Here is a 13,574-nt window from a genome sequence, read left to right as displayed (position 1 = left end):
CTACTTCTCGCCCGCCTTGCCGTGCGGGGGGATGACCACGGCAGGGTACGCATCAGGGTCCAGGCGGCGCATCTCGGCCTCGATCCAGGCCTCCACTTCGCGCATCAGCTCGTCGGGCTTGCGGCCTACGCTGGAAATGGGCTTGCCGATGGACACATCCACCACGCCCGGGCGCTTGATGAACGCCTTGCGCGGCCAGACCTTGGCGGACGTCACAGCAATTGGCACCACTGGCGCGCCGGTGTCGATGGCCAGGCGGGTGCCGCCGGTCTTGTAGTTGCCCTTTTGCCCACGCTCAATGCGCGTGCCTTCGGGGAACATGATGATCCAGATGCCCTGGGCCAACAGGTCCTTGCCCTGCTGCACCACCTTGTGGAAGGCCTGGGTGCGCTGGTCGCGGTCGATGTGGATCATGTCGAGGCGGCCGATAGCCCAGCCGAAGAACGGCACACGCAGCAGCTCCTTCTTGAACACATAGGCCAAGGGGCGCGGCATGATCGCTGGCATCAGAAAGGTCTCGTACGTAGACTGATGCTTGACCAGCAGCACCGCCCCCGCGTTCTCGCCCTGCGGCAGATTCTCCATGCCGATCACGTTGGCCCGGATGCCCAGGATCACGCGGGCACCGCTGATGCACAGCGACAGCCACGCGCGGGCGATGCGGTACAGCGGCTTGCCGCGCACGCCCAGCAGCGTGCCCAGCATGATGGTCAGCGCATAGGGCACCACAGTGATGCCCATCCAGAGAAGGTGAATGACGGAACGGATAAAGGCCATTTTGATGGTCATTTTGGCCGCCAGCGCTTATCTATCAAGCGCTAACAGCTATTAAAGTAATAGCATCAGAAAGCGGCACCACCAGGCGCTGGCAGGGGTGTCGCCGCCAGGGGTGCCGCAGCGGGCTGCACAGCAGGCAAAAGCTGGTCCACAAAATCACCCAGGCTGGCATGCACGCGCGTGCCCGGCGGAACCCCCGCTGGCAGGGGGCCACCCGGGTGTACCTGCGCCGACTGCCCCGTGCACACCAGGTGCAGCTGTGCGCCCAGTGCGGCGCCTGCCTGCAGGTGCGCGGTGCAGCTGCCCACCACCTGCACATCCTCACGCTCCACCCCATAGCGGTCACTGATCTGCTCCAGCAGGCCGGGGGCGGGCTTGCGGCACGCACACTCCTCATCGGCCGCGTGGGGGCAGTAGAAAACGGCATCAATGCGCCCGCCCACCGCCGCCACCTGACGGTGCATCTTGGCGTGGATGGCGTTGAGCGCCACCACATCAAACAAGCCCCGGCCCAGGCCCGGCTGGTTGGTGGCCACCACCACATGCCAGCCCGCATGGTTGAGGCGCGCAATGGCTTCGAGCGCGCCCGGCACAGCGGTCCACTCGTCGGCAGCGGTGACGTAGTCGTCCGCCAGCGGATTGAGGGTGCCGTCGCGGTCGAGGATGGCGAGTTTCATAGGAGGGGTTTACCTTGTGAGAACCGCCAGCCTAGCAGCTTGTGCAAACCGGTCAAACCGCCAGGCGGGACAGGTCGGCCACGCGGTTCATCGCGTTGTGCAGCATCTTGAGCAGGCCCAGGCGATTCATGCGCACATCCAGTTGCTCGGCGTTGACCATCACATCGTCAAAGAACGCGTCCACCGGCGCACGCAGCACGGCCAGGGTCTGCAGGCTGGCGGTGTAGTCGCCAGCGTCGAACTGCGCATTGGCCTCGGGCATAAAACGCTGCAGCGCAGCGTAGAGGTCCTGCTCGGCTTTTTCCTGCAGCAGCTCGGGGTTCACGTGCGCGTCCACCGGGCCTTCGACCTCGGCCTTCTTAAGGATGTTGCCCACGCGCTTGTTGGCAGCGGCAAGGGCGGGGCTTTCGGGCAAGGCGGCGAAGGCGCGCACAGCGGCGAGTTGTTTTTCGACCAAGGCCAGACGCTGCGGGCGCAGGGCTAGCACCGCGTCGACTTCCTGGGCGCTGTAGCCTTGCTCACGCAGGCTGCCGGCGAGGCGGTCGTAGATGAAGTCGGCCAGGGCCGCTGAAGCATCGGTGATCTTGTCGCCAAAGGCGGGCACTGCACCAGCCAGAAGCGCATTCATCTCCAGCGGCAGATCCTTCTCGACCAGCATGCGGATCACGCCCAGCGCGTGGCGGCGCAGCGCAAACGGGTCACGGTCCCCCGTGGGCAGGTTGCCAATGCCAAACATGCCCACCAGGGTTTCCAGCTTGTCGGCCAGGGCCACCACGACGCCTGCGGTGTTGCGCGGCAGCGCATCACCCGCAAAACGCGGCTTGTAGTGGTCTTCGATCGCGTGCGCCACGGTCTCGCCCAAGCCGTCGTTCAGGGCGTAGTAGCCGCCCATGATGCCCTGCAGCTCAGGAAACTCGCCCACCATGTCGGTCACGAGGTCGGTCTTGGCCAGTTGCGCGGACAGGTCGGCATCGGCCACCAGAGCAGCGTCGCCCAGTCGCGTGGCAATGACCTTGGCAATGGCCCGCACGCGCTCCACGCGTTCACCCTGCGTGCCTAGCTTGTTGTGGTACACGACCTTACCCAGACCCTCGACGCGCGAGGCCAGGGTCTTCTTGCGGTCCTGATCAAAGAAAAACTTGGCATCGGCCAAACGGGGGCGCACCACGCGCTCGTTGCCGCCGGTCACAAAGCTCGTGTCTTCGGGGCTGATGTTGCTGACCACCAGGAACTTGTTGGTCAGCTTGCCTGCAGCGTCCAGCAGCGGGAAGTACTTCTGGTTGGCCTTCATCGTGAGGATGAGGCATTCCTGCGGCACGCCCAGGAACTGCTCTTCAAACTGGCAGATGACCACGTTGGGGCGCTCGACCAGCGCGGTCACTTCGTCGAGCAGCGCCTCGTCTTCAATGGGGCGGGCGCCATTGCCCACCTTCGCAGCAGCAGCGGCCAGCTGGCGCGCGATCTCGGCCTTGCGCTCGGCAAAGCTGGCGATCACGGCGCCATCCTTCTTCAGCGTGCCGGCGTAGCTGTCGGCATCGGCCAGCACCACGGGCGACACGGCGGCTTCAAAACGGTGGCCGGTGGTGCTGTTGCCAGCGGTCAGACCCAGCGCCTTCACGGGCACCACCGTGCTGCCATGCAGCGCGACCAGGCCGTGTGCGGGGCGCACAAAGTTCACGCTGGTCCAGCCGGGCAGCTCGCAGTCGGTTTCAAGTTGGTAGCTCATCACCTTGGGGATGGGGAGCTTGGCGATGGCTTCATCCAGCGCCTTTTGCAGGCCCGCCGCCAACGTGGCACCGGGCACCACGCTGTCGTAGAACAGGGCTTCAGCCTTGCCGTCCTGCGCGCGCTTCAAGGCAGCCACAGCGGCTACGGGGTTGGACACATCGGCGCCCAACGCCTGCAGCTTTTTGAGCAGCGCGGGGGTGGCGTTGCCGCTGGCGTCCAGGCCCACGGTCACGGGCATCAGCTTTTGCTGCACGGCCTTGTCAGCGGCCTTGTCGGCCACGGCAGTCACATGCGCAGCCAGACGGCGTGGCGAGGCGAAGGGCGTGACCACCGAGGCAGCCGTCGCCAGGCCCAGGGCCTTGAGCTGGTCGCCCAGCACGGTGGCGAAGGCATCGCCCAGCTTCTGCAGCGCCTTGGGGGGCAGTTCTTCGACAAACAGTTCAACGAGGAGGTTTTGGGTCGTCATGTTCTTGTTCTTTCGCTCGTTCACGCTGCCTTTTTGACCATCTGTTCCACCCACTCGCGCGGCGCCATGGGGAAGCCCAGGCGCTCGCGGCTTTCGTAGTAGCTCTGCGCCACGGCACGGGCCAGGTTGCGGATGCGGCCGATGTAGGCGGCGCGTTCCGTCACGCTGATGGCACCGCGCGCATCCAGCAGGTTGAAGCTGTGTGCGGCCTTGAGCACCTGCTCATACGCGGGCAACGCCAGCTGCTGCTCCATCAGGTACTTGGCCTGCTTTTCGTGCGCATTGAAGGCGGTGAACAGAAAGTCAGCATCGCTGTGCTCGAAGTTGTAGGTGGACTGCTCCACCTCGTTTTGCTTGTACACGTCACCGTAGCTCAGGGTGTCGGTCCACTTGAGGTTGTAGACGTTGTCCACGCCCTGCAGGTACATGGCCAGGCGCTCCAGGCCGTAGGTGATCTCGCCGGTGGCGGGCTTGCAATCGATGCCGCCCACCTGCTGGAAGTAGGTGAACTGCGTCACCTCCATGCCATTGAGCCACACCTCCCAGCCCAGGCCCCAGGCGCCGAGCGTGGGGTTCTCCCAGTCGTCTTCGACAAAGCGGATGTCGTTCTTTTTCAGGTCGAAGCCCAGGGCTTCGAGGCTGCCCAGGTACAGCTCCAGGATGTTGGCCGGTGCGGGCTTGAGCACCACCTGGTACTGGTAGTAGTGCTGCAGGCGGTTGGGGTTCTCGCCGTAGCGGCCGTCCTTGGGGCGGCGGCTGGGCTGCACGTAGGCGGCCTTCCAGGGCTCGGGGCCGATGGCGCGCAGGAAGGTGGCGGTGTGCGAGGTGCCGGCGCCCACTTCCATGTCATAGGGTTGCAAAAGGGCGCAACCCTGCGCGTCCCAGTAGGACTGCAGCTTCAAAATGATTTGCTGGAATGTCAACATGGCGTCTTTGGCTGAGGCACTGGCAAGCCAGGGCCTAGCAAGTAAGGGGAAAAAGAAGAAAAGGCGGTGCGGATGCCAGCCCCGGCGCCTGCCACCCCAAAGGTAGCAAGGACGGGCCTCGCGCGCGCAAACCAGTGATTTTACGGCGCGCAGCCGCACGTGCTGCGGCAGCGCCAGCAACATCGGCCCGCGCCCATGAAAAAAGGCCGGAGCCCTTTTGGAGCACCAGCCTTCCCAACCAGTCACGCAGGCTATAGCCCGTTGCGTACCAGTGACCACCTTTGCGGGTAGCCCGTCGGCGCACGTGTTGTGCGCCAAGTCAAATCAACTATCCATCGCACTGGCCGGAGCGCCACCACAGGGCGCTGCCTGGGCGAGTGCCCCCGCGCAACGGCCGCCCCGCCGCGCTGGGGGCGTCCCCCTTCAGGGGGAAGGCGCGCAGCGCCTCAGGGGGTGCTTCAATACTCCCAGAAGATGCGCTGCAGTTCCTTGCTGTCGTTGGTCTTGGTGAGGGCCACCATGGCCAGGATGCGGGCCTTTTGGGGGCGCAGGTCGTGGGCCACCACCCAGTCGTACTTGTCGTCGGGCTGCTCGGCATTGCGCAGCACAAAACCGTCGGGCACGCGGGCCGAGCGAACGATCTGCACGCCCGCAGCACGCAGTGCCTTGAGCGAATCCACCGCCTGTGCCGCCACCGAGCCATTGCCCGTACCGGCGTGGATCAGCGCCTTCACGCCAGCCTTGCCGTAGGCTTCAATACCCGTGGTGTTCATGTTGCTGTAGCCATAGACGATGTCCACGGCGGGCAGCGCCTTGATGTCGTCGATGTTGAACTCGGACTGGGTGGTGTGGCGCTTGACCGGCGCGCGGAACCAGTAGTTCTTGCCTTCCACCACCATGCCCAGCGGGCCCCATTGGCTCTTGAAAGCCTCGGTCTTGATGTTGATGGTCTTGCTCACGTCGCGACCGCTCTGGATCTCGTCGTTCATCGTGACCAGCACGCCCTTGCCAGCGGCGTCCTTGCTGGCGGCCACGGTCACGGCGTCGTACAGGTTCAGCGCGCCGTCGGCCGACAGGGCCGTGCCGGGGCGCATGGAGCCCACCACCACGATGGGCTTGTTGGTGCGCACGGTGAGGTTCAGGAAGTACGCGGTTTCTTCGAGCGTGTCGGTGCCGTGGGTGATGACGATGCCGTCCACATCCGCCTGCTTGACCAGGGCCGACACGCGCTGGCCGAGGCGCAGCAGGTGCTCGTTGGTGAAGCTTTCAGACGCGATCTGGAACACCTGCTCACCGGACACCTTGGCCACGTTGGCCAGCTCGGGCAGACCTGCCAGCAGTTTATCGACCGGCACCTTGGCAGCAGCGTAGGTGGCGCTGTTGGCGGCCGAGGCGCCAGCACCTGCAATGGTGCCGCCGGTGGCCAGCACCACCACATTGGGCTTGGCAGCCTGGGCCATGGCCACAGCGGACGCGGCCGACAACAGCAAGCCTGCGAGCCAGCGGCTGGCAGTGGGGGAGGAAGAAATGCGCATGAGGGTGTCTCCTGATTTTTTTGGGGTTGGCGACGCGCGTTGCGCCGCTCTTTGCAAAACCCGCCCGTGAAGCGGTGCCGCATCCTATGAGAAAGCAGAACACAGTCATGCGGAATAATTGACCCACCCTTATGAATTTCACTCACACCCCCAACACCTCCACCCGATCCCAGTATTCGGGTCTCACAGGCACACACACCGGAGCAGCGCTGGAATGAACCTGCGGCAACTGGAAGTTTTTCAGGCCGTGCTGCAGACCGGCAACATGAGCGCAGCGGCGCGCCTGCTGTGCATCACGCCCTCGGCGGTCAGCAAGGCCATTGCGCACACCGAGCTGCAGCTGGGCTACCGGCTGTTCAACCGCACACCTTCGGGTCTGACCCCCACCCCCGAGGCCCAGGTGCTGGCGGCCGAATCCACTGGCATCTACCGGCAGCTCGACGCACTCAAGCGCACTGCGCGCAACCTGGCCACCAGCGATTCGGGCGATGTACGCCTGGGGGCGATCCCGTCGATCACCCACGAGTTTCTGCCGCGCCTGTTGCAACACCATGCCGAGCAGCATCCGCAGGTGGGCGTAGAGGTGCGCACCATCCACCAGGACCAGATGACGCAGGCGCTGCTCACGCGCAGCGTGGACTTTTGCCTGGGTTTCTACAAACACCCGCACCCGCAAATTGCGAGCGACCTGCTGGTCAGCGGCAGGCTGTACCTGGCGGTGGCGACCAGTGTGTGGGCACGTGCACCCCGTGCCGCCAGCCCCGGCGCGCGGCTGGCGCAGGTGCCGGTGATCCGCCTGGTGGGCGACGACCCCATGCGCCAGGCGATTGACGAACTCGCGCAACGGCTGGGCTCTCCCGCCGGGCCTGGCATCCAGGTGCAGACATCGCGCCTGGCGCTGGAGCTGGTGCGCCGGGGCATGGGCTGGACGGTGGTGGACTTTCTCACCGCCAAGGGGCTCGACCCCGCGCAGATAGTGGCGCAGGAGCTGCACGAACTGCCCCCCATGTCGCTGTACAGCTACCACGCAAGGGCGTTGCCACCAGGACTGCAGGCCACGCGCATGCTGGCGATGCTGCCCACCCTGCTGCACGAGGCCCTGCAGCCCAACCCCAAGCCTGCCAAGCGCTAGGAGGCTGCGCTGCAGAAGGAGCATCGGCTGCAACGCGCGATAAACCGGTCTCGCGCGGTACTACCTCCTGCGCCCAGGGACCCACCCTGGGCTTGTCGGTAGCTCCACGCGATCCTCGGTTTTCGCGCGTTTCGCTTCGATGCCTTCCGCAGCGCAGCCTCCTAGCCCATGAAAAACAGCCTGCATGTCCAAAGACAGGCAGGCCGTTGCAGTGGGCAGGCTGCGGTCAGTGGTTCCAGCGGCGCAGCACCAGGCTGGCGTTGGTGCCCCCAAAGCCGAAGCTGTTGGACAACACCGTGGTCAGCTGCGCATCGCGCGTTTGCGTAACCAGGGGCATGTCACCCAGTGCCGGGTCGGGCGTCTCCACGTTGGCAGAACCGGCGATGAAGCCTTTGTTGAGCATGATCACGCAGTAGATGGCCTCTTGCACACCCGTGGCACCCAGCGAGTGGCCCGTGAGCGACTTGGTGGACGAAAACGGCGGCACCTTGTCGCCAAACAGGGCGCGCATGGCGCGCACTTCCTGCATGTCGCCCACCGGCGTGGAGGTGCCGTGGGTGTTGATGTAGTCGATGGGGGCGTCGAGCCCTTCCATGGCCTGCTGCATGCAGGCAATGGCGCCATCGCCCGAGGGGGCCACCATGTCTTCGCCATCGCTGGTGGCGCCAAAGCCCACCACTTCGGCCAGGATGGTGGCGCCGCGCGCCTGGGCGTGTTCGAGGCTTTCCAGCACCACGGCGCCGCCGCCGCCGGCGATCACGAAGCCGTCGCGGTTCGCGTCGTAGGCGCGCGAGGCCTTCTCGGGCGTGGCGTTGTACTTGCTGGACATGGCACCCATGCCATCAAACAGCAGCGACATGCCCCAGCTCAATTCCTCGCCACCACCCGCAAACATCACGTCCTGCATGCCCCAGGCAATCTGCTGCGCGGCTACACCGATGCAGTGGGCCGAGGTGGAGCAGGCCGAGGTGATGGAGTAGTTGATGCCCTTGACCTTGAAGTTGGTGGCCAGGCAGGCAGAGACGGTGGAGCTCATGCAGCGCGTGACCTGGTAGGGCCCGACGCGGCGGATACCCTTTTCGCGCAGCGTGTCGGCCGCCTCGATCTGGTTGGCAGGCGATCCGCCGCCCGAGCCCATGATGAGGCCGGTGCGCGGGTGGCTCACCTGCTCAGGCGTGAGACCCGCCTGGGCAATGGCGTCTTCGAGTGCGATCTGCGCATACGCGGCCGCATCACCCATGAAGCGCAGCTGCTTGCGGTCGATACGCGCCTCGATGTCGATCTCAGGCGCACCACCCACCTGGCTGCGCAGGCCCAGCTCGGTGAATTTTTCGACGGCCTTGATGCCGCTTTTGCCTTCACGCAGGGAGGCTTCCACAGTGGCCAGGTCGTTGCCAATGCACGAGACGATGCCCGCGCCGGTGATGACTACGCGCTTCTTGGTGGTCATGCTGCGTCCTTGCCGTCTTCCTCGCGCTTGAACAAGCCCACGCGCAGGTCATTGGCTACATAGATTTCCTTGCCATCAGCCAGCAGGCGGGCATCGCCAATGGCCATGACCAGCTTGCGCTTGATGACGCGCTTGATGTCGATTTCGTAGGTGACGAGCTTCACGTCCGGGCCCACTTCGCCGGTGAACTTGACCTCGCCTGCACCCAGCGCACGGCCCCGGCCGGGCAGCTGCAGCCAGGTCAGGTAAAAACCGATGAGCTGCCACATGGCATCGAGCCCCAGGCAGCCGGGCATGACCGGGTCGCCCTGAAAGTGGCAGGCAAAGAACCACAGGTCGGGCTTGACATCGAGCTCGGCGCGGATCTTTCCCAGCCCGTGCGCGCCACCATCGCTGTCGATGTGCGTGATGCGGTCAAACATCAGCATGGGCGGCAGCGGCAGGCGCCCGCTGTCGGCGCCGAACAGCCGGCCCTCGCCCGAGGCGATCAGTTGTTCGTAGGAAAAGGAATCTGCCATTTTCAGTCGTGCTCCAGAACAGCGGTTGGCCCGCCTCAAATCATCGTTGTATGCAATACAGCCCCGTCTTGCGGGGCTCTATTATCAAGGCATAGGGAGCTGCCTCTAAACAATGGCCTGCCAAGCCACCCGCCCCGCCCTGTCGGCGCCTGACCTGGATCAATGGCGGCGTGCCCCCGTGTCCTTGTTTCTCGCCCACACGCCAAGCGCCAGCATCAGCGCCCCGAACATCCAGAGCGGCCACAGGCCCCAGCGCGACACCCACCAGGCGTAGGGCGTGATGGCCCAGCCACTTTGCGCATCCAGCCCCCGGCCTTGCACCTCGCCCTTGAGCACGCCGCGTGTAGTGCGCGCCAGCTGGTGCGTCACCACACCCCGGTGGTCGATGATGGCGGTGGCGCCGGTGTTGGTGGCGCGCACCATGGGGCGCTCGAACTCCAGGGCACGCATGCGGCTGATCTGCAGGTGCTGGTCAATGGCCACGGTATCGCCAAACCAGCCGATATTGCTGAAGTTGACGAACACCGTGGGCGCCTGAGCCGGGTCGATGAAACGAGCCCCCAGCTCTTCGCCAAAAAGGTCTTCGTAACAGATGTTGGGCGCAATGCGCTGGCCCGCCCAGGCAAAGGAGGGCTGCCCCACCACACCCCGGTTGAAGTCCCCCAACGGAATGTTCATCATGGCCGTGAACCACCTGAAAAAGGGCGGGATGAATTCGCCAAACGGCACCAGGTGGTGTTTGTCGTAGCGGTAGGGCGTGGCCCCGGTGGCGGGGCTCATGCCAAGCACCGAATTGGTGTAGCCCTGCGCCTCGTCGCCCAGCGGAATGCCCAGCAGCGCGGCCTGCGGACCCTGCGCGTAGCGCTGCTGGATGCCTTCCAGATAGCCCGGTATGAGCTGCTGGGGCAGCAGCGGGATGGCCGTTTCCGGCGCCACCACGAGATCGGCCTTGGCGTCGCGCAGCGCTTCGGCATACCACTTCAGTGCCAGCGGCACGCCGCTGCCCGACTGAAATTTCTCGTCCTGCGGGATATTGCCCTGCAGAAGCTCCAGACTCAGGGAAGGCGCGGGGCGCTGCAGGGGTGTGGAGCAGAGATGGATGGCACAAAAGCGGTCTACCGTGGCCAGGGCCAGCGCTGCCCCCAACGCCAGCAGCAGCGCCCACAGGCGCCAGCCACGGAAGTCGGCGCGCCGCACTTGCACCGCCCCCATCGCCAGCATCGCAGCAACCGCCCCCAGCCCATAGACGCCCCCGTAGCGCGCCAGCGCCGCCAGCGGCCCATCCACATGGGCATAACCGCCAGCGCCCCAGGGGAACCCCGTCCACAAGGTGCCACGCGCCAGTTCGGCCACCAGCCAGAATGCTCCAAAAATGATAGCTGTTAGCGCTTTACTGGTAAGCGCCAGGCGGCAAAAAATCCCCAACATCACCGCGTAGTAGCTGGCGAGGAACGCCGCCAGCCCCAGCACCGCCGCCACGGCCAGCGGCGCTGCCAGCCCGCCGTAGGTGTGCATGGAGATGAAAAGCCACCAGAAGGTCCCGGTCAGCCAGGCCGTGGCAAACAGGCCACCGATGACCGCGCCGCGCTGCCAGGAGACAGACACCGTGGCATGTGGTCGCACCAGCCAGGCCAGCACCGCCATGGAGGCGATCTGCAGCCACCACTGTGGCTCACCGCTCCAGGGCCAGGCCAGCGAGGCCGCCTGCGCAACGCCGGCAGCCACGGCCAGCAGCGCCTGCAGGGCCAGCGGCAGCCCCGGCGTGGAGGTAGCGCGGGCCATCAGTCGCTGGCGCTGGCTTCTTCGACCCGCGACACCTTGAACCAGCGCACGGCGCCGCCCTTGGTGTGCAGCACGACGAAGTGCAGGCCGCTCAGCTGCAGGTGCTCGCCGCGCTTGGGCACATGGCCCATTTCGTGGGCAATCAGGCCGCCGATGGTTTCGAAGGTTTCATGGGGGTCGCTGCCCTGAACCAGCACATCAAACGCCTCGCACACCCGCTCCACCGAGGTGTCGCCACTCACCCGGTAGGTGCGGTCGGCCAGGCCAAAGATGTCGCCGTCGTCTTCGGGGATGTCGAACTCGTCCTCGATCTCGCCCACGATCTGTTCAAGCACGTCTTCAATGGTGATGAGCCCGGCCATGCGGCCAAACTCGTCGATCACGATGGCCAGGTGGTTGCGGTTGCCGCGAAACTCGCGCAGCAGGTCATTCAGGCCCTTGCTTTCAGGCACAAAGGCGGCCGGGCGCAGCAGCGCTCGGATATTCAGCTCCGGCGCCCGCTGCAACTTGAGCAGGTCCTTGGCCATGAGGATGCCGATGATGTTCTCGCGCTCGCCCTGGTACACCGGAAACCGCGAGTGCGCGGTGTTGATGACAAGGTGCAGCATCTCGTCAAACGGTGCGTCGATGTTGACGAGGTCCATGCGAGGGGCTGCCACCATCACGTCGCCCGCCGTCATGTCGGCCATGCGGATGACGCGCTCCAGCATCACGCGCGAATCGGCCCCAATGACTTGGTTGTCTTCGGCCTCGGCCAGGGTCTCAATGAGTTCTTCCGTGGAGTCTGGCCCCGGATGGATGAACTCGGCCACTTTCTGCAGGAAGGTGCGCTTGTCTTCCCTCTCGGGTGGTCGCCCGGGGTGCGCGGGATGCGGGTCAGACACTGGAGTGCACGACGTGCGGTAGTGAATCAGGCCCCTAGGATAGCGGATAGTTGTGACGGCCCGCTACGCAAACCCCGCAGGCCGCGCAGCGCGACCTTGGGATGGATGGACGGACTATTCAGCAGATTGGTGGCGCGCGTGCTGCACGCCACTGCGCACTTCCTGCACGCTGGCCAAAAAGTCCCAGAACTGCTTGGCCTGCTTCTTGATCTGGTAATCCACCTCGGCGAACTGCTGCTCGACCATCTCGGTCATGCGCGTGTCCAGGCTGGCCGGTTCGATCTGGAGGTAAGCCTCGGACTCCGAACCATCGCGGCGCACGGTGGCACCGGCCTTGCGGGCAATTTTCAGCATGGCGGTGTTTTCGGAGAGCGCATGGATAAAAACCATGTTCACACCTTCATTGCGCGCATGCATCACGGCCCGCTCGAACAGGCGTGCACCGAAGCCCCGGCCACGCGCCTGCTTGAGCACCGACACGCCAAATTCGGCGCAATGTTTGTACTCTGGGTGCTCCGAGAAGGCCAGATGCGCCATGGCGATCAGTTCGAGGCGGCGGTTGTAGATGCCGAAGATCTCGTCGCGGTTGAAGTCGAGCTGCTCGGCATAGCGCCGGATCTGCTCGTCGTTGGCGGCGTAGCCAAAACGCAGGTAGCGGTCTGCGGGCTCCAGCTGGAGCAAATGTTGGGTGATCCGCTCCCGGTAGGAGGGACCCAGGGCACGAATGGGAACCATCACGGGGACCTCCTGCTTGACGCGAGTTTCATGGGCAGGCGATTCGCCCATCACCGGGCGCAGCATATCCCTGCCTGCATACCAGGATGCCTTGAGCCAGTCTTTGGTTGCGATCATGGCTGCAAATATAAGGGTTTTCCCTCATTATTTCCAGCAAAAATGCTGCGCTGCAACAAATTAGTGAGGTAGCTCAAACCTGTTCCACACAGCACTCCTGCCCCACTTGGCAAGCTGGGCGCCTCCGCCAACGGCTTCCCGCAAGGGTATAGCGGCATGGGGCGCGGGGCAACATGGGGTGTCACGCTCGCGGCACCTTCAGCACCCGTTCAAAAGCCTATTTACACCGGCACGGCTGTGGTCGCCTTCACGCGGTCCAGCACAAAACTGGTCTTGCAGTCCTGCACGCTGGGGTGTTTGAGCAGCGTGTCCATGATGAACCTGCTGTAGTGCGCCATGTCGGCCACCACCACGCGCAGCAGGTAGTCCATCTCGCCCGTGAGCGACGCGCACTCCACCACTTCGGGCCAGGTCTGCACGCTGGCGCGGAACAGGTCCATGGGGTTGCGCTTGTGGCTTTCGGTGTGTTTTTCGAGGCGCACATTGAGGTAGGCCGTCAGTCCCAGGCCCACGGCCTCGGGGGGCACCAATGCAACGTACCGGTCGATGACACGGCTTTCCTCCAGGCGCTTGACGCGGCGCAACACCGCACTGGGCGACAGGCCCACCTGCTCACCGATGACGTCGTACGTCTCCCGGCCATTTTCTTGCAGACGGCGCAGGATGGCCCTGTCCAGCTTGTCGAGTGCGTTTAAAGCTTGCATGGCGCAAGATTTTATGAAGTTTTGACTTTTCGCGCCTTCTGAATTGCAGGCTCGGGTATGTCCCGATAGTGACCCCACACGAAGAAAAGAAGAATAAACCTCGCAAAAACGAACGATCGTTCTTTTTTGCAAATACAAAAAAC

The 13,574-nt window shown here is 64.6% G+C and carries 12 protein-coding genes; 1 reads left to right on the top strand and 11 read right to left on the bottom strand.

Features of this window, described 5'->3' with window-relative positions:
* From KW832_RS01410 to KW832_RS01390, 5 genes are all read right to left on the bottom strand, one after another.
* Positions 1-777, bottom strand: coding sequence for a 1-acyl-sn-glycerol-3-phosphate acyltransferase (locus tag KW832_RS01410; protein WP_121508834.1), 777 nt, complete (start codon positions 775-777; stop codon positions 1-3).
* A 65-nt stretch (positions 778-842) separates the two neighbouring features.
* Positions 843-1,454 (bottom strand): D-glycero-beta-D-manno-heptose 1,7-bisphosphate 7-phosphatase, encoded by a 612-nt coding sequence (gene gmhB, locus KW832_RS01405; protein ID WP_055396855.1) that lies wholly within the window; start codon positions 1,452-1,454, stop codon positions 843-845.
* A 52-nt stretch (positions 1,455-1,506) separates the two neighbouring features.
* A complete protein-coding gene (gene glyS, locus KW832_RS01400) occupies positions 1,507-3,648 on the bottom strand; it encodes a glycine--tRNA ligase subunit beta (RefSeq protein ID WP_218298893.1) in 2,142 nt (713 codons plus the stop codon).
* A 20-nt stretch (positions 3,649-3,668) separates the two neighbouring features.
* A complete protein-coding gene (glyQ, locus tag KW832_RS01395) occupies positions 3,669-4,574 on the bottom strand; it encodes a glycine--tRNA ligase subunit alpha (protein ID WP_008907201.1) in 906 nt (301 codons plus the stop codon).
* A 458-nt stretch (positions 4,575-5,032) separates the two neighbouring features.
* A complete protein-coding gene (locus tag KW832_RS01390) occupies positions 5,033-6,109 on the bottom strand; it encodes an asparaginase (RefSeq protein WP_121422219.1) in 1,077 nt (358 codons plus the stop codon).
* Between the two features lie 214 nt (positions 6,110-6,323).
* Between KW832_RS01390 and KW832_RS01385 the strand changes: the two genes are divergently transcribed.
* Positions 6,324-7,241, top strand: a complete 918-nt coding sequence (locus tag KW832_RS01385; RefSeq protein ID WP_055396861.1) for a LysR family transcriptional regulator — start codon at positions 6,324-6,326, stop codon at positions 7,239-7,241.
* Between the two features lie 226 nt (positions 7,242-7,467).
* On the opposite strand, the gene fabB is transcribed toward KW832_RS01385, so the two are convergent.
* The 6 genes from fabB to KW832_RS01355 all read right to left on the bottom strand — a co-directional run bounded on the left by fabB (position 7,468) and on the right by KW832_RS01355 (position 13,431).
* On the bottom strand, positions 7,468-8,691 hold the full coding sequence (gene fabB, locus KW832_RS01380) for a beta-ketoacyl-ACP synthase I (protein WP_055396863.1): 1,224 nt from the start codon (positions 8,689-8,691) through the stop codon (positions 7,468-7,470).
* On the bottom strand, positions 8,688-9,209 hold the full coding sequence (fabA, locus tag KW832_RS01375) for a 3-hydroxyacyl-[acyl-carrier-protein] dehydratase FabA (RefSeq protein ID WP_008907199.1): 522 nt from the start codon (positions 9,207-9,209) through the stop codon (positions 8,688-8,690). The genes fabB and fabA overlap by 4 nt, the downstream gene beginning before the upstream one ends.
* A gap of 159 nt (positions 9,210-9,368) precedes the next feature.
* Positions 9,369-10,991 (bottom strand): apolipoprotein N-acyltransferase, encoded by a 1,623-nt coding sequence (lnt, locus tag KW832_RS01370; RefSeq protein ID WP_218298894.1) that lies wholly within the window; start codon positions 10,989-10,991, stop codon positions 9,369-9,371.
* Complete coding sequence (locus KW832_RS01365) at positions 10,991-11,875, bottom strand: HlyC/CorC family transporter (RefSeq protein WP_055396869.1); 885 nt, start codon at positions 11,873-11,875, stop codon at positions 10,991-10,993. Before KW832_RS01365 ends, lnt begins: the two co-directional genes overlap by 1 nt.
* 114 nt (positions 11,876-11,989) lie before the next feature.
* Positions 11,990-12,727 (bottom strand): GNAT family N-acetyltransferase, encoded by a 738-nt coding sequence (locus KW832_RS01360; protein ID WP_055396871.1) that lies wholly within the window; start codon positions 12,725-12,727, stop codon positions 11,990-11,992.
* Between the two features lie 221 nt (positions 12,728-12,948).
* Positions 12,949-13,431 (bottom strand): Lrp/AsnC family transcriptional regulator, encoded by a 483-nt coding sequence (locus KW832_RS01355; protein ID WP_055396873.1) that lies wholly within the window; start codon positions 13,429-13,431, stop codon positions 12,949-12,951.
* Positions 13,432-13,574 lie beyond the last annotated feature (143 nt).

The sequence above is a fragment of the Acidovorax sp. sif0632 genome, assembly GCF_019218805.1.
In the GTDB taxonomy this organism is placed as follows: Bacteria; Pseudomonadota; Gammaproteobacteria; order Burkholderiales; family Burkholderiaceae_C; genus Acidovorax; species Acidovorax facilis.
Note: the sequence above shows the minus strand (reverse complement) of the source record. Positions and strands in the feature narration are given on the sequence as shown.